Source organism: Sphingobacterium sp. MYb388 (assembly GCF_037479535.1).
Taxonomy (GTDB): domain Bacteria; phylum Bacteroidota; class Bacteroidia; order Sphingobacteriales; family Sphingobacteriaceae; genus Sphingobacterium; species Sphingobacterium anhuiense.
The window spans coordinates 1-25,652 of record NZ_JBBGYV010000006.1 but is presented as its reverse complement, the minus strand read 5'-3'; the positions used below and the strand labels follow the sequence as shown (position 1 = coordinate 25,652).

General features: G+C 36.7%; 17 protein-coding genes and 5 tRNA genes. 18 read left to right on the top strand and 4 right to left on the bottom strand.

Features of this window, described 5'->3' with window-relative positions; translation table 11 throughout:
• Window positions 1–28: 28 nt before the first annotated feature.
• The 3 genes from WH188_RS17965 to WH188_RS17955 form a co-directional block, all read right to left on the bottom strand.
• Window positions 29–706 carry an ABC transporter ATP-binding protein gene (locus tag WH188_RS17965; protein ID WP_132773513.1) on the bottom strand — a complete coding sequence of 226 codons (678 nt, stop codon included), beginning with the start codon at window positions 704–706 and terminating at the stop codon, window positions 29–31.
• Window positions 707–755: 49 nt separating this feature from the next.
• Window positions 756–3,122: an ABC transporter permease gene (locus WH188_RS17960; RefSeq protein ID WP_168128206.1), complete on the bottom strand. Its 2,367-nt coding sequence runs from the start codon at window positions 3,120–3,122 to the stop codon at window positions 756–758.
• Window positions 3,123–3,227: 105 nt separating this feature from the next.
• On the bottom strand, window positions 3,228–4,481 hold the full coding sequence (locus WH188_RS17955) for an efflux RND transporter periplasmic adaptor subunit (RefSeq protein ID WP_168128205.1): 1,254 nt from the start codon (window positions 4,479–4,481) through the stop codon (window positions 3,228–3,230).
• 312 nt (window positions 4,482–4,793) lie between these two features.
• On the opposite strand from WH188_RS17955, the gene WH188_RS17950 reads away from it, so the two are divergent.
• The 4 genes from WH188_RS17950 (at window position 4,794) to WH188_RS17935 (ending at window position 9,780) form a co-directional block, all read left to right on the top strand.
• Window positions 4,794–6,101, top strand: coding sequence for a TolC family protein (locus WH188_RS17950; RefSeq protein WP_168128204.1), 1,308 nt, complete (start codon window positions 4,794–4,796; stop codon window positions 6,099–6,101).
• Between the two features lie 104 nt (window positions 6,102–6,205).
• Entirely contained in the window at window positions 6,206–7,567 is a 1,362-nt protein-coding gene (locus tag WH188_RS17945) for a sigma-54-dependent transcriptional regulator (RefSeq protein ID WP_132773497.1), read from the top strand.
• A 3-nt stretch (window positions 7,568–7,570) separates the two neighbouring features.
• Window positions 7,571–8,890, top strand: a complete 1,320-nt coding sequence (locus WH188_RS17940) for a sensor histidine kinase (RefSeq protein ID WP_021191053.1) — start codon at window positions 7,571–7,573, stop codon at window positions 8,888–8,890.
• 362 nt (window positions 8,891–9,252) lie between these two features.
• Window positions 9,253–9,780: a hypothetical protein gene (locus WH188_RS17935; protein WP_031288932.1), complete on the top strand. Its 528-nt coding sequence runs from the start codon at window positions 9,253–9,255 to the stop codon at window positions 9,778–9,780.
• Between the two features lie 72 nt (window positions 9,781–9,852).
• Here the strand turns inward: WH188_RS17935 and WH188_RS17930 are convergent, their stop codons facing one another.
• Complete coding sequence (locus tag WH188_RS17930; RefSeq protein WP_132773499.1) at window positions 9,853–11,016, bottom strand: BamA/TamA family outer membrane protein; 1,164 nt, start codon at window positions 11,014–11,016, stop codon at window positions 9,853–9,855.
• Between the two features lie 455 nt (window positions 11,017–11,471).
• Here WH188_RS17930 and WH188_RS17925 point away from each other — a divergent pair.
• The 14 genes from WH188_RS17925 (at window position 11,472) to rpoC (ending at window position 24,852) form a co-directional block, all read left to right on the top strand.
• Window positions 11,472–11,544, top strand: a tRNA-Thr gene (locus WH188_RS17925).
• Between the two features lie 21 nt (window positions 11,545–11,565).
• Window positions 11,566–11,646: transfer RNA gene (locus WH188_RS17920), tRNA-Tyr, on the top strand.
• 55 nt (window positions 11,647–11,701) lie between these two features.
• Window positions 11,702–11,774: transfer RNA gene (locus WH188_RS17915), tRNA-Gly, on the top strand.
• Window positions 11,775–11,868: 94 nt separating this feature from the next.
• Window positions 11,869–11,940: transfer RNA gene (locus WH188_RS17910), tRNA-Thr, on the top strand.
• A 56-nt stretch (window positions 11,941–11,996) separates the two neighbouring features.
• Window positions 11,997–13,184, top strand: a complete 1,188-nt coding sequence (gene tuf / locus WH188_RS17905; RefSeq protein ID WP_132773501.1) for an elongation factor Tu — start codon at window positions 11,997–11,999, stop codon at window positions 13,182–13,184.
• A gap of 164 nt (window positions 13,185–13,348) precedes the next feature.
• Window positions 13,349–13,419, top strand: a tRNA-Trp gene (locus WH188_RS17900).
• Between the two features lie 19 nt (window positions 13,420–13,438).
• Window positions 13,439–13,633 carry a preprotein translocase subunit SecE gene (secE, locus tag WH188_RS17895; protein WP_031288930.1) on the top strand — a complete coding sequence of 65 codons (195 nt, stop codon included), beginning with the start codon at window positions 13,439–13,441 and terminating at the stop codon, window positions 13,631–13,633.
• 18 nt (window positions 13,634–13,651) lie between these two features.
• Window positions 13,652–14,197, top strand: coding sequence for a transcription termination/antitermination protein NusG (gene nusG / locus WH188_RS17890; RefSeq protein WP_132773503.1), 546 nt, complete (start codon window positions 13,652–13,654; stop codon window positions 14,195–14,197).
• Window positions 14,198–14,383: 186 nt separating this feature from the next.
• Window positions 14,384–14,827: a 50S ribosomal protein L11 gene (rplK, locus tag WH188_RS17885; protein WP_021191050.1), complete on the top strand. Its 444-nt coding sequence runs from the start codon at window positions 14,384–14,386 to the stop codon at window positions 14,825–14,827.
• A 22-nt stretch (window positions 14,828–14,849) separates the two neighbouring features.
• A complete protein-coding gene (gene rplA / locus WH188_RS17880) occupies window positions 14,850–15,548 on the top strand; it encodes a 50S ribosomal protein L1 (RefSeq protein WP_021191049.1) in 699 nt (232 codons plus the stop codon).
• A gap of 2 nt (window positions 15,549–15,550) precedes the next feature.
• Complete coding sequence (gene rplJ, locus WH188_RS17875; RefSeq protein ID WP_132773505.1) at window positions 15,551–16,069, top strand: 50S ribosomal protein L10; 519 nt, start codon at window positions 15,551–15,553, stop codon at window positions 16,067–16,069.
• A gap of 80 nt (window positions 16,070–16,149) precedes the next feature.
• Window positions 16,150–16,521 (top strand): 50S ribosomal protein L7/L12, encoded by a 372-nt coding sequence (rplL, locus tag WH188_RS17870; protein ID WP_021191047.1) that lies wholly within the window; start codon window positions 16,150–16,152, stop codon window positions 16,519–16,521.
• Between the two features lie 169 nt (window positions 16,522–16,690).
• Window positions 16,691–20,500 carry a DNA-directed RNA polymerase subunit beta gene (gene rpoB / locus WH188_RS17865; protein ID WP_132773507.1) on the top strand — a complete coding sequence of 1,270 codons (3,810 nt, stop codon included), beginning with the start codon at window positions 16,691–16,693 and terminating at the stop codon, window positions 20,498–20,500.
• 74 nt (window positions 20,501–20,574) lie between these two features.
• The gene (gene rpoC, locus WH188_RS17860; protein WP_132773509.1) at window positions 20,575–24,852 is read left to right on the top strand and encodes a DNA-directed RNA polymerase subunit beta'; all 4,278 of its coding nucleotides are present in this window, start codon (window positions 20,575–20,577) and stop codon (window positions 24,850–24,852) included.
• The last annotated feature ends 800 nt before the right edge of the window (window positions 24,853–25,652 follow it).

The window sequence follows — 25,652 nt, the reverse complement described above, 5'->3', positions numbered from 1 at the left end:
TATTTCAATTATTTATTAAAGTGCTCAATTATAATGTTGCTGTTTCCATAATTACTTGTCCATCTAACATACGGATCACACGATCTGAAAATTTAGCATCATGCTCACTATGTGTTACCATGACGATCGTTGTTCCAGCTTCATTCAACTCTGTTAATAATTGCATCACTTCGTTACCATTATTGGAATCTAAGTTACCTGTAGGCTCATCGGCAAGAATTAGTTTTGGATTATTGACCACAGCGCGGGCCACTGCAACACGCTGTTGCTGACCTCCAGACAATTGTTGTGGGAAATGATTGCGTCGGTGCATAATCTGTACTTTCTCCAGCACCTCTTCAACACGACGTTTACGCTCTGCTGCAGGAACATTGGTATAAACAAGTGGTAATTCCACGTTTTCGAATACCGTCAGTTCATCGATCAGGTTAAAACTCTGAAAGACAAAACCAATATTATGCTTACGTAAATCCGAACGGCCACGTTCTTTGAATTTAGCGACTTCGATTTCATTAAATAAGTAGCTACCTTCATCCAAATCATCCAGAAGCCCGATAATATTGAGCAGCGTTGACTTACCACATCCAGAAGGTCCCATGACGGCAACAAATTCACCCTCCTTAACATGGATATTCAAATTGTTGAGTGCTACGGTTTCCACTTCTTCTGTACGATAGTACTTTTGAAGATTACTGATTTTGATCATATTTTTTGTGCTCATATCTTTATGTATTGTTTGTAATTGTTCTATTTTATTATTGATCTCTTAATGAGTTTGTAGGGTTAGATAATGCCGCCTTTAAAGCTTGGCCTGAAATCGTTATGATGGCGATAACAAGTGCAAGTGCTCCACTGAGTAAAAATACTAGCCAGGAGATATCAATGCGATAACCATAATTACCTAACCATTGATTCATCATGTACCACGCGATCGGAAAAGCAATTAGGCAAGATAGAAAGATGAGTATAATGAATTCACGATTGAGCATATTGATCAGTCGCGTAACAGATGCTCCCAATACTTTTCGAATACCAATTTCTTTTGATCGCTGTGCTGTTGCAAAAGCTGACAGTCCAAATAGACCTAGGCAAGAGATGATAATAGAAAGGATGGAAAACACTGAGGCTAATTTTTGAATAAACAGTTCAGATTGAAATGTATTATTAAAAGAATCATCTAAAAACCGATATTCAAAAGGATAAGAGGGATTATATTTTTTAATAATTTTTTCAATTTGCCGAATAACGACCGGAAAATCAACACCATTTTTAGTTTTAATATTTAAGATTCCATTAGATGCAGAAAAAGGAATAAAAATAAGTGGCATTGGCGATGAATAGACACTGTTATAAAGAAAGTTTTTAACAACACCCGCTATTCGAAAGGATTCTGTTCCATAGGTAATCGTACTTCCTGCAACCATTCCATCTTTTTTGATCATTTTTGCGAGAGTCTCATTTACGATAATAGATGTACTATCTCCTAAAAAGTGTGGATTAAAGTTACGTCCATCTATCATTTTCATGTCCATGCTTGGAATAAAACCATCATCAGTTCGCAACATACTAATTAGAATACTGGATTTGGGATCTTTCCCTTCCCATTCAAACCCACTTGAATTGCTGCCGATATTTAAAATACTCATGTCGCTAATGCCTACATGTTCAATACTTCCTGTAGCCTTTAACTGATCTTTAATTAAATCAATATGTTGCGATAAATCCCCTTGGAGATTTGTGGTAATGACTTGACTGCGATTGTAACCTAAATCTCGACCTTTAGCATAGTTTATCTGTTGATAAATGATAATCGTACTTATTATAAGAACAATTGATGCGGTATATTGCAAAACTACCAATCCTTTTCGAATGAAAATTGACGCACCAGCTTTCTGCCTGTGTCCTTTTAAAGTCGAAATAGGATTGAATGACGAAAGATAAAATGCAGGGTAGCTTCCTGCAAATATGCCACATGACAATACGATAGTGAGTAGAAATAATAAATGGTTTGTACTGAATAGATTTACCTCGAGTTTTTGATTGATAATACTATTAAATGGTCCAATTGAGATGTAAACAAACACAATCGCCAATAATGCGGAAAGAAAGGCGAAGATCAAAGATTCTCCCAAAAACTGAGCAATTAAAGAATTTTTTGTTGCTCCAACCACTTTACGCATACCAACCTCTTTAGCTCTTTTTTCCGATCTGGCTGTAGCCAGGTTCATGAAATTAATGCAAGCAATTAGTAATACGATGCAGGCGACAAGACTAAATAACTTGACATTTTTAATCCCACCTTCTTTCTCGTTCCCATTTTGATCGAATGCATTGTAAAGGCGCCAGCGGTTCATCGGATAAAGGAAGTTCTTAGAAAATGTAACTTGGCCGTTTGTTTTATTTTTAACAAAGTCTAATAACTTAGCATTAATCTGATTAACATCAGCATTTTTCTCCAGTTGGATCAAGGTCATGATTCCATTATTACCCCATTCTTTTAACCATTCTTGTCCGGTCTCAAATTTTTTGAAAGGAATCATCCAATTAAATTTCAAACTGCTATTATTCGGAAAATCCTGGACAATACCAGAAACAATATACGATTCATTGTTACCGATATGAACAGACTTTCCAAGTGCGGGTTCATCCCCAAATAATAGCTTTGCACCATCCAAACTAAGAATAATATTATTAGGCTCTTTAAGTGCTTCAGAACGATTACCTTGTAGGAAATTTATTGATAATAAATCGAGAATTTCGGGTTCGGCATGATAACCATTTAGATAGAGATTATTCTCCCCATTTGAAAACAATAGGGAATTATTCGAGCCAACTCTTACTGCATGTTTTATACCTGGAATTTCTTTTTCAATAGCTTGGCTTAAGGTGCCTGGAGTTGATTCGAATACGAAAGTAGCACCATCATAAGTCTGTTTGGATTTAACAACATAGATGTCATCTATTTTCGTAAAGTTCTTATTATAGTTTATCTCATTTTCTACCCATAGAAAAATTAAAGCTGCTGCGGCAATGCCAATAGCGAGCCCAAAAATATTAAGAAAGCTGTAGCTTTTGGTTTTCCAAAGGTTACGAAAGGTGGCTTTTATAAAATTTTTAATCATGTCTTTAATGTATTAGAATGAGGTGTTAAACTATTGAAAAACACCTCAGAAATTTTCTCTTTACTTTTTTGGAGGATTAGCGCGAGCATCCTATCATAAGTTTTATTAGCGTTTAATATTTAACTCCTGTACTTTATCATAAGTTTCATAGCTGGATACAATTACTTTATCACCAGGCTGTAGACCTTTAATGACCTCATAATATTCAGGATTCTGTCTTCCCAGTTGAATATCCACACGGTAAGCAGTATTTCCATTTTTATCCAGTTTAAAGATCCAATTACCACCGGTCTGCTGATAAAATCCTCCTTTTGCAAGTAATACTGCTTTGGTCTCGTCACTCAAAGCCAATCTGATCTGTAAAGTCTGCCCTCTGCGTATACCCTTAGGAACTTCATTGATAAATTCCATATCGACCTGAAACCGTCCATTTGTTACTTGTGTATATACTTTTTTGATTCTTAACTTATATGCTTTATCACCAATCGTGAATTCACCTTGAAGATCCGGAAAAATTCGATTGATATAATGCTCGTCAATATCCGCACGAACCTTAAATCCCGTAAGTACGTCGATCTGTCCAAGACGTTCACCTGCATTTTTATTTTGTCCAATCTCAGCGTCAAATGATGTTAATTGACCATCTACAGGAGAACGAACGATCAAATCGCCGATTTTTCTCTTCATCAATTCAAGAGCACTTTGTGTACGTTGATATGTTTCTTTATCCTGATGCGCTTTTTGATTGGTCGAAACCTCATCCTGTTTTAGGATTTGTTTTGTTAAGTTAACCCGTTCTTTTTGGTAGTTATATTCATTTTTTGATTTTTCAAATTCTTGTGATCCAATCGCTTTTTCATTCAATAATTTTTTATTTAATTGATATACACGTTCAGCCTCTTTATAAGCCTGTTCTACATCTGCCATCTGGTTACGATTATTGATCGAAACCTGTTGTGCATTGGTTTGGGCAATCTGTGATTGTGTCAAGAGGTTTAAAACCTGTGTTTCCTGTTGAATAAGATTAAGTTCCTGATCCGTATTGGACAACCGCATGATTGGATCTCCCTTTTTTAAGGTCGCACCATCTTCTACATATTTTTCTTCCACACGGCCTCCAACGGAAGCATCTAAATAAATACTGCTAATAGGAAGAACAGATCCATTGATTGGAATGAATTCCTGAAAATTGTCTTTTTTAATCTCAACGATGGAAATACGATCTGCTTCTACATTCAATTTGCTGTTACCGCTTGTAAAATAAAAGCTTGCGGCTATAAGGCCGACCAAACCTGTAATTCCGACTAAGGTTAATATGCGTTTGTTATTCCACTTCTTCTTTTCTAAAGGTCTGTCCATAATACGTTTCAATTTTGTTATTATCTATGAAAGATGTGCCATAAATGTAATGCATTGATATTCATTTAATTATTGTGTTTTAGCTATTTGTTTAGTGTTCGTAATCGAACACTTATTGTTCGGCTGCGTACAACTTGATCACAAAGCCGTTTTTTATGGTGAACAATGAGTGTATTCTTGAAGTGTTCGAAAGCGAACACCTGCATGTACGAAGATGAACATATATCATTATTGGTTATTGTTATTTAGTTGATAATTAGTGATTTGTTTGTTTGGCATGGCCTGTGGTTAAAGATTTGGAAAATATGAAATATGAAACGAATCTTTATATACAGTTTGTGTTTTCTTTATAGCTTGACTTTTGTGCGTGCACAAGTTCAACAGCGCTCGTTGAATGAATGCATACAGTTGGCTATAAAAGCAAATCCGGCTTTAATGCAGAACGAACTAGATGTAAGAAGGGCGGATATTAATTTGAAACAGGCAAAAGCGAATCGATTGCCAGATGTCAATGCAGGTTTAAATCACGGTTTTAGTACGGGGCGTTATTTGGATAAAACAATCAATCAATATACTACAACAAACAATTCTTCGGGAGGAGCTTCTTTAGGAGTAACTGTTCCTGTATTTAACGGATTTAGAATTTTGCACGACATACGTATGAAAGCTGATGCAAAAACTGCCAGCAAGTTGGAATTCGATTCGCAGATCAATACGCTTAAACTGGATGTGATCGAATCGTTTATTCAGATTTTGACTGCTCAGGATGTCTTGAAACAGTCCGAATTGCAAACAGAGGTGACCAGGGAACAGGTTCGTAGGGCAGAAGTACTTCATAAAGAAGGTGCAATTGCACCGGGGGATTATTTTGATCTGAAAGGACAATTGGCGAATGATATCAATGCAATTGAAAATAATAAACAGATTTTGTATCTCAATAGAGTGAGGTTATCTACTTTATTGAATGTAGATGAAACAAGTTTGGGCGAGTTGAAAGCGATCGAATTTAAACAGGATGCTGAAATTAAAACTGCAGCGCAATTGTTTGATGCTGCAAGTGAGAATTTGCCAATTATACCAGCACTGGATTGGCGGATCAAGGCTGCTGAACGCAATATTAAAGTGGTGAAATCAAATTATTGGCCATCCTTGTCTTTCAGTGCAGGTTTATCTACAAATTATTCAAACGGTGCTGATTTTGGTTATTTTAAGCAATTCAACAATAATTTAGGGAAGTCAATTGGACTCAATTTAAACATTCCGATCTTCAATCATCTCGCTGTATATAATCAAGTGAAATTAGCTAAATTAGATTTGGAATCTGCCAAATTTCAAAAAGATGTTAGTCTCAATGAATTACGTACCGAGACGGCTAAGGCTGTTTTTAATTTGAAAAATGTCAGTAATAACATCGTTCAATTGCAAGAACAGCAACAAAGTTATTCGGAATCATTTCGTATTGCACAGGTACATTTTGAGGCAGGAAATAGCAATTCCGTACTTTTCTTAACAGCAAAGAATAAATTGGACAGTAGTCAGATTCAGTTGCTTGTGAAGCAATATGAATGGTTGCTTCAAAAATATATCAATGATTATTATGCAGGCTCGTTGAATTTATAGTTATCTTAGTATCTGAATAAATGCATGCATGAGTATTCTTTTAGAATAATGAACAATAAATTACTCATGATAACCTCATTGCCAGTGCAGAACAAATTATTTTAATGAAAAAGTCAGCAGTTTTAGTCGTCGATGATGACCATGATTTATTAACAGCAGCACGCATATTACTCAAGCCCAAAGTGAGCCATGTGCAAGTAGAATCTAATCCAGAAAATCTCATGGGACATCTGGATAAGATGTCGTACGATCTGGTTTTACTGGATATGAATTTTAAAAGTACAATCAATACGGGTAATGAAGGATTGTTCTGGTTGTCACGGATAAAAGAAAAATATCCAAATATTCGGGTTATCATGATTACAGCGTATGGAGCTGTTGACCTAGCCGTGAAATCGCTCAAACAGGGAGCTTCAGATTTCGTGGTAAAACCATGGATTAACGAACATCTATTGGCTACAATAGAAAGTGCGCTGACAGAAAATAAAAATCAAGACAAAAAAGTTAAAAATTCGCTTTTAACGTTGGACGGTGTTCCCGATTTAATCGGGCAGTCGGTCGTAATGGATGAGTTGCAATATAAGTTAGAGAAGATTGCTCCGACAGATGCAAACATATTGATTTTAGGAGAAAATGGTACAGGAAAGGATCTGATCGCACAGGCCATTCAGAAACGTTCACTTCGTGCCAATGATGTCTATGTGAAAGTTGACGTAGGCTCTTTAACGGAAAGTTTGTTTGAAAGCGAATTGTTTGGATATAAAAAGGGAGCTTTTACGGATGCACGGGAAGATCGTCAAGGTCGGTTTGAAACAGCCAATGGAGGGACTTTGTTTTTAGATGAAATTGGAAATATCTCGCTGCAGCAACAGTCTAAATTATTGACCGTCCTTCAAAATCGTTATGTGACGCCATTAGGATCACATCAGATGATTCCTGTCGATATCCGCCTCATAACAGCTACAAATGCTGGCTTGAAAGTACTTGCGGATGAAAATAGGTTCCGAAAAGATCTGATTTACCGGATCAATACTGTAGAAATACAGGTTCCACCTTTACGACATAGGGGACATGACATTCAACTTCTCGCAGAACATTTTTTAAACGTTTATGCTAAGAAATATAATAAACGGATTGACGGATTTGAAGCAGATGCCATAAAAAAACTCTTTTCTTATCATTTTCCGGGTAATGTACGAGAATTACAATACAGCATTGAACGCGCGGTGATTATGGCCGACCAAGCGAGTATTAGCGGTAACGATATCTTTTTTTCCCCAATTGAGCAACAGCCCGAAGAAAGTTCATTTGACACGAGCATTGCTGGTACAAATTTGGAAGAATTAGAAAGAAAAGCGATTAAAGCGGCGATAGACCGATTTAATGGAAATATAAGTAAAGCAGCAAAGGAGTTGGGACTGACACGGGCAGCCTTATACAGAAGATTGGAAAAATATGATATCTAAAGAATGAAAGGTAATCGATTCTTTAATCTAGTTAAATTACTGATTTTGTTGGCAGGATGTGTGATCGATGCCTTTCTGGTGTTTAAGGGTTTTTATACCTATGCTGTTTTGATTTTTATTCTGCTTGCCTGCTTAGCTTACAGCATCTATCAGCAAATCCACTTTTTATCGCAGCAAGTGGTCGAGTTTTCCGAGGCGGTGAAATACCATGATTTTACACGTAGATTCGTTGTTAAAAATGCGAAATCAACGGAAGGTAGACTTTTTACCTCTTTTAATCAGATTAACGACACCTATAAGGAGATCAGCATGGATAAGGAGATCCAGCATCAATATCTCGACAGGGTTATTAATATGCTAAATTCGGCTATTATATTCTATCAATTGGACAACGGAAAAGTGATGTGGGTAAATGATGCTTTTAAGCAATTGTTTCATATGCCGCATCTAGGAAATATTTCTGCCCTGAAGAAAAAACACGAAGAATTGTACGAAAAGACCATGCGTTTGGATGTTGGACAGCAACAAATGGAATCTGTACAGTCAAAAAAAGGAAAGATAAAGTTGCTTATTCAGAGTTCCAGCTTTGAAACACAAGACGCAGTCTTTCGGATTGTCGTCTATCAAAACATCAATGAAGCGATGGATGAGACCGAAACGAAAGCCTGGCAAAAGCTTTTAAGGGTGTTGACGCATGAAATCATGAATTCAATTGCTCCGATCAGTTCGCTAGCAGAGACTTTAAACGGAAGGCTAAATCATTTCAGAGGACAGGAAGATATAGAGGATTTAAAAGTAGGAATTTCGACCATCCAGCGCAGAAGTCAGGGACTTTTGCATTTCGCTAAAAGCTACAGGATGATCAATAAGGTCGACGAGCCTTTGCTGGTTCCCATTTCTGCGGCACAGCTTTTTGAACATATTTACCAATTATTGGAACCGACAATTCTTCAAAAGAATGTGGATGTAGATATTATTCTGAAGAATACGCGCTTGGTTCTTCACGCTGATGTTAATCTGATTGAACAGGTTATCATCAATTTGATGTTAAATGCTATTGACGCAGTTAAATTAAATGACAATCCATATATCAGTCTTTCTGCCATAGAAGCCGACGGTAAGATACAGGTAAGGATTGAAGATAATGGAATTGGTATACCCAGTGATTTGCAAGAACAAATTTTTACACCATTTTTTACAACAAAGAAGACCGGTACAGGTGTTGGCTTGACATTGAGCAAGCAGATCATGCTGTTGCACAAAGGGACGATTTTTGTTAATAGTGAAGAAGGAAAAGGAAGTGTTTTTATTTTACAGTTTTAAGTTATTTCTTGCTATTGACTCATTTTATCGCTAACAGTTCTCCGCTGGTTAGTCCTATGTTTCTGTGTTTTATCATCAACCATTCACGAATGTTCCATGTGAAATATTTCCTGTTTTATATCTTTTTAGAGAAACGAAGGTAGATCATGTTGTTTCTTAATAGGAAATATGTGTAGGCCTTATTATTATTTTCTAAAGGATTTATAGAGCTTTTCTAGAGGTTTGATAGAGGGTTCATAGAGGTAAAGCTCTATAAACCCTCTATTAATACTAAGTAAAATTAGTATAAACGCTAAAGAAATGTCCAATATGCTATACAGGTGATCCAAATATGTATAACTCTATGTAAATTTGTTCTCGAAATGCAGTTTTATCTAAAATATTTACGCCATTACTTAATCTCTCATAGTCGTCATGGGACTCATTCACCTTTTGTATATAAATTGGTTGATGAAGTTCTTTATCGAAAACCTACTGTTGAACAGTTGGATGCTGTACCATTATTTTATAAGAGAGCAGGGAAGAGGGCTATTAAAAAATATTTATTTCTAGAACGTTTTTTTGGGACATTTGCCTTTAAAACCTTTAAAATAAGAGGTAAATTGGTCCAGCAGGATCTTTTAGAATTGTTTGGGCAAATTAGAAGAGATGACTTCCCTAGAGTTATTTATTATATTGATACCGATGAGGATTATCTATCTGTATTGGATGATGTTGATGAACATGCTATTTTAATCATTGAAGAGCCACATGCTTCTAAAAACCATGAAAAATACTGGAACCTACTAAAACAAGCTGAAAAGGTAGTTGTGACTATTGATCTTTTCCATTTAGGATTGGTTTTTTTTAAAAAAGGTCAAAGAAAAGAAGATTTTGTCATTCGTTTTTAAAAGAAGGGGTATTTATGAAATTGATCATCTCTTATTAGGAAAAGATGATCAATTAATTATTGGTATTTTATTTTAAAATGCTTCGCTAAGAGAAAGGTAGAATCCCGATTGTCTTTTTTCTCCAGGCCTCTGTTCACCGTAAGCGTAATCAATTCGAATATTACTATTATGTTCTAAGCTGAAAAAATAACGAAATCCTCCTCCATACGATGGAATAAATCGAGCATTATACTCTTTTGAAAAGACAGATCCCACACCTGTAAAGGCTGCTGCTGCAAATCTGGGATGAAAGCGGTAACGTAATTCCGCTTGCGATGCCAGGTAGTTCTTATCTTTATACCGACCGATATAATAACCCCGCATCATCATGTCTCCGCCTAAATCTCTATAGGCGTAATATGGAATGGTTTTGCCAAAGGTAGATCTATAAATAGCCTGAGCAGCCAATGTTAGTTTGGGATGAATAGGAAAAAATGCACGCAGATCAGCGTCAAAATTGCCACCTTCAAAATCTTCTTTTGTCCATAGTTTTGGAGCATAAGCTAGTTTAGCTCTTGCGTAATATCCTTGAGTCGTGTAAGATACATTGTTTCTGCTGTCAAATAGCTGTGAAATACCCAGCAGTAACTGCTGTCCACCATTTTTTCCTAGTAACGATGCGTCGTCAAAGATACCGTCTATTTCCTTGTCCTTAAATTGTACATAGTCATATTGTATATTGACACCAGCATAATATTTGGACGCAATTCTTTTTTCTACTTCTAATTTGACACGGAAAAGTTTCTGACTGATAAGATCTTCGTCAGCTTTTTTTGTATCCATACCTATACCATAGTAATTCGAGGGCCAATTGCGGTACCGGATCTCTGAAATAATATGATAATCATTATTATCTGTCCAAATATCAGCCTGTAGTTTAATATTTGATTGTTTTTTAGTTGTATAGGTACCCATTAATAAAATGTTTGATGACCTAATACTTGAATCTTTTTTGTTAAAATAGAAATTGTAATTGCTGGCGATGCCATATTCAGCACCTGTTTCTTGCGCATAACCCAAAGCCGGCAATACCATGAATACGCCAGATCTTGTTGAGTCCTTTGAGGTCGAAAAAACTTTTTTTGTAACTTTTTCTATTATATTTTGAGCTTTTACAATATGTGTATCGGTGATGAAAACAATGAATAGTATTGAAACTAGTATTTTGATCACTTTACGCTGATCTCGATTTTGCATGGCCAAACTTAGATAAATTTGTTTTATTTACAATTTTAATTGCGTCATATAGATAACAAATTTATCGATTAACATTTATTTTTTAGGCTTTATGTTTGCTGTTCTGTTCTTGATCCCGAGCTGTCAAGGATAATAATCTAGTAGATGAAATACCGAATTTTGCACCAGCGTTATTAATTGTCTTATTTCGCTTGAAATTTATTTATCTGCGTATCAGTAGTGTTGTGAAAAAGTAGCGTTTTTTTTAAAAAAATATTTTTGTAATGTGGGTTTAGTGTATATCTTTGCATCAGCAAACAAGGAAATAGCGATGCTAACACAGAAAGTTTGATAGTTCTTTTAAGAGTGAAAAAAAATAAAAAAAAGCTTGCAAGTGTCAAAATTAAAATAGATATTTGCACTCGCTAAACAAAAGAAATTGCGTTTGGAGATTAAAAAAGCTTTTAAATAAAGATGCCTCTTTAGCTCAGCTGGTAGAGCAACTGACTTGTAATCAGTAGGTCATTGGTTCGATTCCGATAAGAGGCTCAAACATAACTTTAGAGTTATGGGGGGGTTCCAGAGCGGTCAAATGGGACGGACTGTAAATCCGTTACTTCGGTTTCGAAGGTTCGAATCCTTCTCCCCCCACACTAAGCAGTTAGCGTACTGTTGGTGACGAAAGTCTAAGAAAAACGCAAAAAAAGCGAAAGTAGCTCAGTTGGTAGAGCGATAGCCTTCCAAGCTATAGGTCGCGAGTTCGAACCTCGTCTTTCGCTCAAATTTTTAAGTCTTGATTTTTAGTCTCTGTCTTCTTTGATAATATTATATCTAAAGGTGGGGGCATTAATCTGTAGATAGGATTTTCGAAAAGCCGAAGTAGCTCAGGGGTAGAGCACTTCCTTGGTAAGGAAGAGGTCGTGGGTTCAAATCCCATCTTTGGCTCGTACAACATTGTATAACAAGTATAGAAATATTTATAATTACTAATTCGCATAAACATGGCAAAAGAGAAATTTGACCGTAGTAAACCACACTTAAACATTGGTACAATCGGTCACGTTGACCACGGTAAAACTACTACAACTGCAGCTATTACTAAAGTATTAGCAGACGCAGGTTTATCAGAAGCTCGTTCATTTGATTCAATTGACTCTGCTCCTGAAGAAAAAGAGCGTGGTATCACTATTAATACTGCACACGTTGAGTACTCAACTGCTTCACGTCACTATGCACACGTTGACTGTCCAGGTCACGCCGATTACGTGAAAAACATGGTAACTGGTGCTGCTCAGATGGATGGCGCTATCATCGTAGTTGCTGCTACTGATGGTCCTATGCCTCAAACGCGTGAGCACATCTTATTAGGTCGTCAAGTAGGTATTCCTGCTATTGTTGTTTTCTTAAACAAAACTGACTTAGTAGATGATGAAGAATTATTAGATTTAGTTGAAATGGAAGTTCGTGAATTATTATCATTCTACGATTATCCAGGAGATGATGTTCCAGTAATTAAAGGTTCTGCTTTAGGTGCTCTTAACGGTGAGCCTGAGTGGGTTGCTAAAATCATGGAATTAATGGATGCTGTTGATAGCTACATTCCAATCCCTCCACGTTTAACTGAATTACCTTTCTTAATGCCAGTAGAGGATGTATTCTCGATCACAGGTCGTGGTACAGTAGCTACAGGTCGTATTGAAAGAGGTGTAATCAACTCTGGAGATCCAGTTGAGATCTTAGGTATGGGTGCTGCTGAAGGTTTGAAATCTACAGTAACAGGTGTTGAGATGTTCCGTAAAATTTTGGATTACGGTGAGGCTGGTGATAACGTAGGTTTATTATTACGTGGTATTGAGAAAACTGATATCCGTCGTGGTATGGTTATCGTTAAACCAGGTTCAGTAACTCCACACGATTACTTCAAAGCTGAGGTTTACGTATTATCAAAAGCTGAAGGTGGACGTCACACTCCATTCTTTAACAAATACCGTCCTCAATTCTATTTCCGTACAACAGATGTTACAGGTGAAATCACTTTAGCTGAAGGTACTGAGATGGTAATGCCAGGTGATAACGTAACGATTACTGTTAAGTTGATCTCTGCTATTGCTATGGAAAAAGGTTTACGTTTCGCTATCCGTGAAGGTGGTAGAACTGTAGGTGCTGGTCAGGTAACTGAAATTTTATAGTCTTTAAAGATTCTAGAATCACATATAATAAGCTAATCAGTTCATACTGATTAGCTTATTTTTTCAGTCTGAAATATTGATTAAAAAACAATAAAAAAAGATTAAAAAAATTTGCAGGGAATAGTTAAAAACACTATATTTGCATCATCAAAATAAGATAATACACGGGAATAGTTCAACGGTAGAATAGAGGTCTCCAAAACCTTTGATCAGGGTTCGAATCCTTGTTCCCGTGCTTAATAAATAAACTGAAAATGGCAAAAGTACTTGATTTTTTTAAAGACTCTTATGTCGAAATTACAGAGAAGGTTACTTGGCCTACTTGGGGTCAATTACAGAACTCCGCTGTGATTGTACTTGTTGCTTCTGTTATAATAGCATTATTGGTTTTTGTAATGGATAAAGCTTCAAGTAACGTATTAGAGTTATTGTACGGTATTGCTTCTTAATTTCATCAAACATTATTTATGGCAGATCAAAGTTTAAAATGGTACGTAGTTCGTGCAGTGAGTGGTAAGGAGAAGAAGGTAAAGCAATATATCGATGCCGAAGTTAGCCGTTTAGGAATTGAGCATTTGATTACTCAAGTGTTGATTCCGATGGAGAAGTACTATTTGATGCGTGATGGAAAGAAAGTGGCTAAAGAGCGTAACTACTATCCTGGATACGTTTTGCTAGAGGCTGCTTTAGATGGTGAGTTGGAACACATTATAAAAGGAGTTAATAGTGTCATTGGATTTTTAGGGGATAAAGCAGGTAATGCTATTCCGTTGCGCCAAGCTGAGGTTAATCGTATTCTAGGTAAAGTAGATGAGATGGCTGAGCAAGGTGAGACAATTAATGTACCATATTACGTTGGTGAGACAGTGAAAGTGAATGATGGTCCATTTAATGGTTTCACAGGTGAGATCGAAGAAGTTCATGAAGATAAGAAAAAACTGATTGTGATGGTGAAAGTTTTCGGAAGAAAAACACCATTGGAATTAAACTACATGCAAGTAGAAAAAGAATAATAAAAAGAGCAAAGCACAACTTTGCTCTTTTTATGTTAAAATAAATTTGCAAATAGATTTAATTCTATATATCTTTGCACCTCATTTGGTGGTTAAACGCAAGTTAATAACCAGGTGAAATAATAAATGTTACGTTATTTGCTTCCAACTTACTAACAAACATTTAATAATTTAATTCAAAACAAGATGGCAAAAGAAGTCAGTGCGTTAGTAAAATTACAAGTTAAGGGCGGAGCTGCGAATCCATCTCCACCAGTAGGACCTGCTTTAGGTGCTAAAGGTGTGAACATTATGGATTTCTGTAAACAGTTCAACGCTCGTACGCAAGACAAACCAGGAAAAGTATTGCCTGTTGTCATTACAGTTTACGCTGATAAATCTTTTGATTTTATCATTAAAACTCCACCAGTTGCTATTCAATTGAAAGAAACTGCGGGTTTAAAAAGCGGTTCAGGTGAGCCTAACCGTAAGAAAGTAGCTTCAGTTACTTGGGAACAAGTAGAAGTTATTGCTAAAGATAAAATGGTAGATTTAAACGCGTTTACTTTAGATGCTGCTATGAGAATGGTAGCTGGGACAGCACGTAGTATGGGGATTACTGTAGCAGGTAATGCTCCTTGGAACAATTAATTAAGAAATCAATTTAAGAAAAGTGGCTAGATTAACAAAAAATCAAAAAGCGGCACTATCCAAAATTGAAGCTGGTAAAGCATACTCTTTAAAAGAAGCTGCGGCTTTAGTTAAAGAAATCTCATTGACCAAATTCGATGCTTCTGTGGATATCGACGTTCGTTTAGGCGTAGATCCCCGTAAGGCAAATCAAATGGTTCGTGGTATTGCAACTTTACCTCACGGAACTGGTAAAACTGTACGTGTTTTAGTTTTATGTACTCCTGATAAGGAAGAAGAAGCTAAAGCAGCAGGTGCTGACTTCGTGGGTTTAGATGAGTATATCAGTAAAATTGAAGGCGGTTGGACTGACGTTGATATCATTATTACAATGCCTAGTGTGATGGCTAAAGTAGGTAAATTGGGTCGTATTTTAGGTCCAAGAAACTTAATGCCAAATCCTAAAACTGGAACTGTAACTACAGAAGTAGGTAAAGCAGTGACAGATGTTAAAGGCGGTAAGATTGATTTCAAAGTTGATAAAACTGGTATCATCCATACTTCAGTTGGTAAAGCGTCGTTCGATGCAGACAAAATTTATGAAAACGCATTAGAGGTATTACAAACTATCTCTCGTTTGAAACCGTCTGCAGCAAAAGGAACATACTTTAAAAGCATTCACATTTCATCAACTATGAGTCCTGGTATTCATATTGAGACTAAATCAGTAGCGGGTATTTAATCATGAGAAAAGAAGAAAAACAAGAAATTGTTCAAGCTCTTGCCGAGCAGATTAAATCTTACGGTAATTTCTATATTACTGACACTTCTGAATTATCGGTTGAAAAAGTGAACGGCATTCGTCGCAAGTGTTTCGAAGGTGGTATTGAAATTAAAGCTGTTAAAAACACTTTAATCAAAAAAGCATTAATTGAAGCTGGTGTTGATTCAGAAGAAATTATTGGCGCATTGAAAGGTGCATCTACAATGATGTTTTCTGAGGTAGCAAATGCTCCAGCAAAATTAATTCAAGCTTTACGTAAAGAAGGTGATAAACCTTTGTTAAAAGCTGCTTATATTCAAGAAACTGCATTCGTAGGTGACAATCAGTTGAAAGCATTAGTGAGTCTTAAATCTAAAAATGAACTCATCGCTGACGTTATCGCTGCATTGGAATCTCCTGCTAAGAATGTTATTTCAGCTCTTCAATCGGGTGGAAATACAATTTCAGGTTTAGTAAAAGCTTTAGAGCAAAGAGGTTAACGAATACTCTTTTAAAATAAAACATTCGTACTATTAATAATAACAATTTTTCATAACGACATTCAAAAATTCAAAATAAAATGGCAGATTTAAAACAACTTGCTGAGCAGTTAGTAAACTTGACAGTAAAAGAAGTTAAAGAACTAGCTGATATCTTAAAAGACGAGTACGGTATCGAGCCTGCTGCTGCTGCTGTTGCAGTTGCTGCTGCTCCAGCTGAAGCTGCTGCTGCTGAAGAGAAAACATCTTTCGATGTTATCTTGAAAGAAGCTGGTGGTGCTAAATTAGCTGTAGTTAAATTAGTAAAAGATTTAGCTGGATTAGGCTTGAAAGAAGCTAAAGATTTAGTAGACGGTGCTCCTAAAGAAGTTAAAACTGGTGTTTCTAAAGACGAAGCACAAGCGTTGAAACAACAATTAGAAGAAGCTGGAGCTGTTGTTGAGATTAAATAATCTTAGCTAACAAGCCCTCAAAAGGTTTAGACTCTGACGTATTTTCGTTAGAGTCTATTCCTATTTATGATATTTGACTACTAGTCTATGTGTGTGCTGAACATAGTCGAGATGTAGTAATAACAGCATAGTTAAGCTCAGTTTTTTTAAAACTAAAATTCATATCCCCTTGGCAAACAATAATATTCAACAAGAAAGAGTAAATTTTGCGACAAGCAGGAAAGTTCTGGAATATCCAGATTTCTTAGATGTGCAATTGCAATCTTTCAAGGAGTTTTTTCAATTAGAAACTACTTCTGACAACCGCCATCAGGAAGGGCTGTTCAAGGTATTCTCGGAAAACTTCCCTATTTCTGATTCTAGAAACATTTTTGTGCTCGAGTTTTTGGATTATTTTATTGATCCTCCTCGCTATGATATACAAGAATGTATCGAACGTGGGTTAACTTATAGCGTTCCTCTAAAGGCGAAGTTAAAGTTATCATGTAATGATGAAGAACACGAAGATTTCGAAACTATTGTACAGGACGTATATTTGGGAACTATCCCATATATGACACCGAAAGGTACTTTCGTGATTAATGGTGCGGAGCGCGTAATCGTATCTCAATTACACCGTTCACCTGGCGTTTTCTTTGGTCAAAGTAGACACACAAATGGTACTAAACTATATTCTGCAAGGGTAATTCCTTTTAAAGGATCTTGGATCGAGTTTGCAACTGACGTAAATAACGTTATGTATGCTTATATCGACCGTAAGAAAAAATTCCCAGTTACTACTTTATTACGTGCTATCGGTTATGATTCGGATAAGGATATCTTAGAATTATTTGATCTTGCTGATGAAGTAAAAGTTAGTAAATCTGGTCTTAAGAAATACGTTGGTCGTCGTTTGGCGGCAAGGGTATTGAAAAAATGGATTGAAGATTTTGTTGATGAGGATACAGGTGAAGTTGTATCTATTGACCGTAATGAAATCATACTTGAACGTGAGACTGTTTTAGAAGAAGATCACATTGACTTGATCATCGATGCTGGAGTAAAATCTATTATTTTAGCGAAAGAAGATGCATCTAACAATGCGGACTATTCAATTATATATAACACATTACAAAAAGATACGTCTAACTCTGAGAAAGAGGCAGTAGAGCATATCTACCGTCAGTTACGTAACGCTGAACCACCTGATGAGGAAACTGCTCGTGGTATCATCGACCGTTTATTCTTCTCGGACAAACGTTACGATTTAGGGGATGTTGGTCGTTACCGCATTAACCGTAAATTGAAATTAAATACTCCTGATGAAACGAAGGTATTGACTCGTGAAGATATCATCGCTATCGTGAAGTATTTGATTAACTTAATCAACTCTAAAGCTGAGGTGGATGATATTGACCACTTATCTAACCGTCGTGTACGTACTGTAGGTGAGCAATTATACGCGCAATTTGGAGTAGGTCTTTCTCGTATGGCACGTACTATTCGTGAACGTATGAACATTCGTGATAATGAGGTTTTCACACCAACAGATTTAATTAATGCACGTACGTTATCGTCTGTTATTAATTCTTTCTTTGGTACTAACCAGTTATCACAGTTCATGGATCAAACGAACCCTCTTGCAGAGATCACGCACAAGCGTCGTCTTTCAGCTTTAGGTCCAGGTGGTCTTTCTCGTGAGCGTGCTGGTTTCGAGGTTCGTGACGTTCACTATACGCACTACGGTCGTTTGTGTACAATCGAAACTCCTGAGGGACCAAATATTGGTTTGATTTCGTCATTAGCTGTTCACGCTAAGATTAATAATTTAGGTTTTATCGAAACGCCATACCGTCGTGTTGAAGATGGTCGTGTTGTGGTTGAAGAACCTGTACATTATTTATCTGCTGAGGACGAAGATGAGAAAACAATCGGTCAAGCTAATGCACAATATGATGATAATGGTAATTTTATCGATGCTAAAGTAAAAGCTAGATATTTTGGTGATTTCCCGGTAATCGAACCTACACGTTTGGATTATATGGATGTTGCACCTAACCAGATTACGTCTATTGCGGCTTCATTAATTCCTTTCTTGGAGCATGATGATGCCAACCGTGCATTGATGGGATCAAACATGCAGCGTCAAGCTGTTCCAATTTTACGTCCACAAGCACCTATCGTAGGTACTGGTCTAGAAGGCCGTGTTGCGAAAGATTCTCGTACATTAATTAATGCAGAGGGTAATGGTGTAGTTGAGTATGTAGATGCGGATGAGATTAAAATTCGTTACGACCGTACTGATGATGACCGTTTAGTGTCATTTGATGACGACGTGAAAACATATAGATTGATCAAATTCAAGAAAACCAATCAGAATACTTGTATGAACTTAAAACCTATTGTAGGTAAAGGGCAACGTGTGACTAAAGGTCAGGTATTATGTGAAGGTTATGCCACTGAAAATGGTGAATTAGCATTAGGACGTAACTTGAAAGTTGCATTCATGCCTTGGCAAGGATATAACTTTGAGGATGCGATCGTAATTTCTGAGCGTGTAGCAAAAGAAGACTGGTTTACTTCTCTTCATATTGAAGAGTTTGAATTGGAAGTTCGTGATACAAAACGTGGTGAAGAAGAATTAACAGCAGATATCCCTAACGTTTCGGAAGAGGCGACTAAAGACTTAGACGAAAACGGTATCATCCGTATTGGTGCTGAGGTTAATGGCGGTGATATCTTGATTGGTAAGATCACTCCAAAAGGTGAGTCTGATCCTTCTCCAGAAGAGAAATTATTACGTGCAATCTTTGGTGACAAAGCGGGTGACGTGAAAGATGCTTCATTAAAAGCTTCTCCTTCATTGAAAGGTGTTGTTATTGATACGAAGTTATTTGCACGCGCTAAGAAAATGTCAAAAGAAGTTGAGCGTAAAACATTAGAGAAATTAGAAACAGCACATGAAAGAGCTGTTAAGATTTTGAAAGAACGTTTAGTAGAGAAATTGTTTACAGTTGTAAATGGTAAAACTGCTCAAGGTATCTATAATGTATATAAAGAATTATTAGTAGCGAAAGGAGCTAAGTTTACACAAAAAATCTTAGCTGAATTAGACTACAATAACATCAACCCTACAGGTTGGACAACTGACGAAGATAAGAATGAAATGATTAAAGCTTCTTTACACTTCTATAACATTAAGTTAAACGAAGAGTTAGGTGCTTTCAAACGTGATAAATTCGCAGTTTCTGTCGGTGATGAATTGCCATCAGGTATCGTTCAAATGGCTAAAGTTTACGTTGCTAAGAAACGTAAATTGAAAGTAGGAGATAAGATGGCTGGTCGTCACGGTAATAAAGGTATTGTTGCACGTATTGTACGTGATGAAGATATGCCTTTCTTAGATGATGGAACACCAGTAGATATCGTGTTAAACCCATTAGGTGTACCTTCTCGTATGAACTTAGGACAGATTTACGAAACTGTTTTAGGTTGGGCTGGTCAAAAATTAGGTGTTAAATTTGCAACTCCTATTTTCGACGGTGCTGAAAAAGAAGAGGTAGAAGACTGGGTAGCTAAAGCTGGTTTACCTGCTTCAGGTAGAACTTACTTGTACAATGGTTTAACGGGTGAGCGTTTTGACCAACCAACTACAGTTGGTGTGATCTATATGTTAAAATTAGGACACATGGTTGATGATAAGATGCACGCTCGTTCGATCGGACCATACTCATTGATTACACAACAACCATTGGGTGGTAAAGCTCAATTCGGGGGTCAGCGTTTTGGTGAGATGGAAGTTTGGGCATTAGAGGCATTTGGTGCATCTAATATCCTACAAGAAATCTTGACTGTGAAATCGGATGATGTTGTTGGTCGTGCGAAAACTTACGAGGCTATCGTAAAAGGAAACAATTTACCAACTCCATCTGTACCAGAATCGTTTAACGTATTGGTACATGAGTTACGTGGTTTAGGTTTAGATATCACATTGGATTAATTAAGCAAAGTGAAGTTTTAGTGATCGCTATGATCACTAAAACTTCTTCATAAAGCTTTAACTTTTGAATAAGTATGTCTTACAAAAAAGATAATAAAATTAAAAGCAACTTTACATCAATTACTGTAAGCTTGGCGTCTCCAGAAACAATTTTAGAGCGTTCAAGTGGTGAAGTTGTAAAACCGGAAACGATTAACTATCGTACCTACAAACCAGAACGTGATGGTTTATTCTGTGAGCGTATCTTTGGTCCTGTAAAGGATTATGAATGTCACTGTGGTAAATACAAACGTATCCGTTATAAAGGTATCGTATGTGACCGTTGTGGTGTTGAAGTTACGGAGAAAAAAGTACGTCGTGAGCGTATGGGACACATTTCATTAGTGGTTCCTGTTGCTCATATCTGGTACTTCCGTTCTCTTCCAAATAAAATTGGTTATTTATTAGGTCTTCCTACCAAGAGACTAGACATGATTATCTACTACGAAAGATATGTAGTTATTCAGGCTGGTATTAAAGAGGACGATGGTATCAACTATATGGACTTCTTGACTGAAGAAGAATATTTAGATATTTTAGATACATTACCGAAAGAAAATCAATATTTAGATGACAACGATCCTCAAAAGTTCGTTGCTAAAATGGGTGCTGAAGCGTTAGAAGAATTATTGAAACGTATTGATTTAGATAAATTATCTTATGATTTACGTCATCAAGCGGCTAACGAAACTTCTCAACAACGTAAAAATGAGGCTTTAAAGCGTCTTCACGTTGTAGAAGCATTCCGTGGTTCTAGAGACCGTATTGAGAATCGTCCGGAGTGGATGATTGTTAAAATCGTTCCTATTATTCCACCGGAATTGCGTCCATTAGTGCCTTTAGATGGTGGTCGTTTTGCGACTTCAGATTTAAATGATTTATACCGTCGTGTTATTATCCGTAATAACCGTTTGAAACGTTTAATTGAAATCAAAGCTCCAGAAGTAATTTTACGTAATGAAAAACGTATGTTACAAGAGGCTGTAGATTCATTATTCGATAACTCACGTAAAGTTAACGCAGTGAAAACTGAAGGTAACCGTGCGTTGAAATCATTATCTGATATCTTAAAAGGTAAACAAGGTCGTTTCCGTCAAAACTTATTGGGTAAACGTGTGGATTATTCGGCTCGTTCGGTAATCGTCGTTGGACCTCACTTGAAATTGCACGAGTGTGGTATACCTAAAGATATGGCAGCAGAACTTTACAAACCGTTTATCATTCGTAAGATGATCGAACGTGGTATCGTTAAAACTGTAAAATCGGCTAAGAAAATTGTAGATCGTAAAGATCCTGTTGTTTGGGATATTTTAGAAAACGTGTTGAAAGGTCACCCTGTATTATTAAACCGTGCACCTACGCTTCACAGATTGGGTATTCAAGCTTTCCAACCTACTTTAGTAGAGGGTAAAGCAATTCAATTACATCCATTAGTGTGTACAGCGTTCAACGCCGATTTTGATGGTGACCAGATGGCAGTCCACTTACCTTTAGGTAATGCTGCAGTTTTGGAAGCACAAGTTTTAATGTTGGCTGCCCACAATATCTTAAATCCTGCAAATGGTTCTCCAGTAACAGTACCATCTCAGGATATGGTTTTGGGTCTTTATTATATTACTAAAGGCCGTAAGAGCACACCAGACCATATCGTTCATGGTGAAGATATGATTTTCTATTCTGCTGAAGAGGTAATTATCGCTTTAAATGAGAAGAAAATTGATTTGCATGCTTTTATTAAGGTAAAAACTAAAATCAGAACAAAAGACGGTAGTATTGTTGATACGTTATTAGATACAACAGTTGGTCGTGTTATCTTCAACCAGGTTGTACCTCATGAAGTAGGTTTTATCAATGAGTTATTAACGAAGAAATCTTTGCGTAATATCATTGGAGAAATTGTGAAAACTACGGGTATGGCTCGTGCTGCACAGTTCTTGGACGATATGAAGGAATTAGGTTTCCAAACGGCCTTCAAAGGTGGTTTATCGTTTAACTTGCAAGATTTGAACATTCCTGCTGCTAAAACTGACTTAATTCAACAAGCTACTAACGAAGTTGAAGAAGTAATGAATAACTATAACATGGGTTTCATTACTAACAACGAGCGTTATAATCAAATTATCGATATCTGGACACGTATCAACAATAAGTTGACATCACACGTAATGGATATCTTATCGAATGACAACCAAGGTTTCAACTCCGTATATATGATGCTTGATTCTGGGGCGCGTGGTTCGAAAGAGCAAATTCGTCAGTTGTGTGGTATGCGTGGTTTGATGGCTAAACCTCAGAAATCTGGTTCAGCTGGTGGTGAAATTATTGAGAATCCGATTTTATCAAACTTTAAAGAAGGACTTTCAGTATTAGAGTACTTTATCTCTACCCACGGTGCGCGTAAAGGTCTTGCCGATACGGCATTGAAAACTGCCGATGCGGGTTACTTAACACGTCGTTTACATGACGTTGCACAGGATATGATTGTTATTACGCAAGACTGTGGAGGTTTAAGAGGTATTTACACAACTGCATTAAAAGATAACGATGATGTTGTAGAACCGTTATATGATCGTATTTTAGGTCGTGTTTCATTGTACAATGTATATGATCCTGAAACAGGTGAATTACTCGTTTCTGAAAATGAAGATATTGAAGAAGCTGTTGCTGAACGTATTGAAGCTTCAGGTATTGAGGGTGTTGAGATCCGTACTGTATTAACATGTGAGTGTAAACGCGGTGTATGTGCTAGCTGTTACGGTCGTAACTTGGCATCTGGTAAACGTGTTCAATTGGGTGAGGCTGTCGGTGTAATTGCTGCGCAATCAATTGGTGAGCCAGGTACACAGTTAACGCTTCGTACGTTCCACGTCGGTGGTACGGCTTCTAACATTGCTGCTGAGTCACAAATATCTTCTAAATATGCTGGTACTGTAGAATTTGAAAATCTACGTACAGTATCTCAAGAAGGTGAAGACGGTACGCATCAAGTAGTATTGGGTCGTTCAGGTGAGATTAAAATTTTGGATGAAACTAAAAAAGTTGTATTCCAACAAAATATCCCTTACGGTTCTCAATTATTCGTTGAAGAAGGAAATCAAGTAGCTAAGGGTGATAAATTAGTATCATGGGATCCATACAATGCTGTTATTATCTCTGAGTTTGCCGGTAAAGTTGAATTTGATGCAATTGTTGAAGGTGTAACTTTCCGCGAAGAGTCAGATGAGCAAACGGGTCACAAAGAGAAAGTAATTATTGAAACTCGTGATAAAACGAAGAATCCTGCTATTAAGATTTTAGATAAAAAAGGTGAAGTAATTCGTACATATAACATTCCAGTAGGAGCTCACGTTTCTGTATCGGACGGTGTAACTGTTAAAGAAGGTGGTATCTTGGTTAAGATTCCTCGTTCTACAGGTAAAACGCGAGATATTACAGGGGGTCTACCTCGTGTAACAGAATTATTTGAAGCGCGTAATCCTTCTAATCCAGCAGTTGTAACTGAGATTGATGGTGTTGTAACTTTAGGTGGTGTTAAACGTGGTAACCGTGAGATCTCTATTGAGTCACGCGATGGCCAGATTAAGAAATACTTAGTTCCACTTTCGAAACATATCTTAGTACAGGATAATGACTTTATTAAAGCAGGTATGCCTTTATCGGATGGTTCGATCTCTCCAGCAGATATCTTATCAATTAAAGGTCCTTCAGCAGTACAGCATTATATCGTAAATGGTATTCAAGAGGTTTACCGTCTTCAAGGTGTGAAAATTAATGATAAACACTTTGAGACGATTGTTCACCAAATGATGCAGAAAGTGAATATTGAAGATCCAGGAGATACGCGTTTCTTAGAAAAAGAAGCAGTTAACAAATGGGATTTCATGGAAGAAAACGATTCACTTTACGACAAGAAAGTTGTAGTTGAAGCAGGTGACTCTAATGACTTACGTCCAGGACAGATCGTTTCATTACGTAGATTACGTGAAGAAAACTCAAGCTTGAGACGTCGTGATCAAAAACTAGTAGAGGTACGTGATGCTATTCCAGCAACTTCAAGTCCTTTATTACAAGGTATAACTAGAGCTTCGTTAGGAACGAAATCATTTATCTCTGCAGCATCATTCCAAGAGACTACTAAAGTCTTGAACGAAGCAGCTATTGCAGGTAAACGTGATAATTTATTAGGATTGAAAGAGAATGTAATTGTGGGTCACTTGATCCCTTCAGGTACAGGTCTTCGTCAATACGGTAATATTATCGTTGGTTCACGTGAAGAATATGATCAATTATTAGCTTCGAAAGAAGAAGATTAATAATTTTTAATAATACGTAAAAGGGTTGCAGATTTTATTTGCAACCCTTTTTTTGTTTAACATTATACTGCGACTCTTGTATATATGCCTGTTGTAGTTTTAACCTTGTTAAAGAATGAATGCTATTTGGTTTCAGTTACCTCTTGGTGAATAGGCATTTACTACTTTTTGAGAAACATCAGCAAAGCCTCAATCTAAGCATAGTATACTGAATTCAGTAGCAACAGAGGTTAACGGCTTAGTGTTGATGATCGTTCAACACCAGTTCGAATGTTTAGATAAAATAGTCTTCATCGGGAGTGGTTGAGCAGGGCGGGAGACTCAAGAAAATAGCACGACATGCTGCATTTGATAAATCGATGTGCGTTCCAGATAAGATTTTCGTTCATTACGTAAAGGTTTTTGTTACGGATAAGATGTAAGTGAAGATCTTTTGATGCTCCACATATCGGGTGCTAAAAGTTAGACTACTGAAATGTACATTCCCTATTAAATGATCGGCTATTTCCCGTTAATTATAAAAGATCTGCATTAAATGCTTATCTGAGCACGTCTGTAGTGGGCGCGAATCATTGTTTTTCTCAGATTAGCGAATATTTTTTTGAGCATTATACCAATATATATTATGGGATTGCAGCAATTAGTTATTGAAATGGAGTTCAAGTATAGCAGTCAAAAATACCTTGTAAAAGAAGGAATCAGTCCTTTTTTATTCCAGATGTCTTGCTATAGATCTATAGCTTATAAATGAATCACCCAATGTTACAGTTAGTTAACCTTATTATTTAGAAATAAGCGAA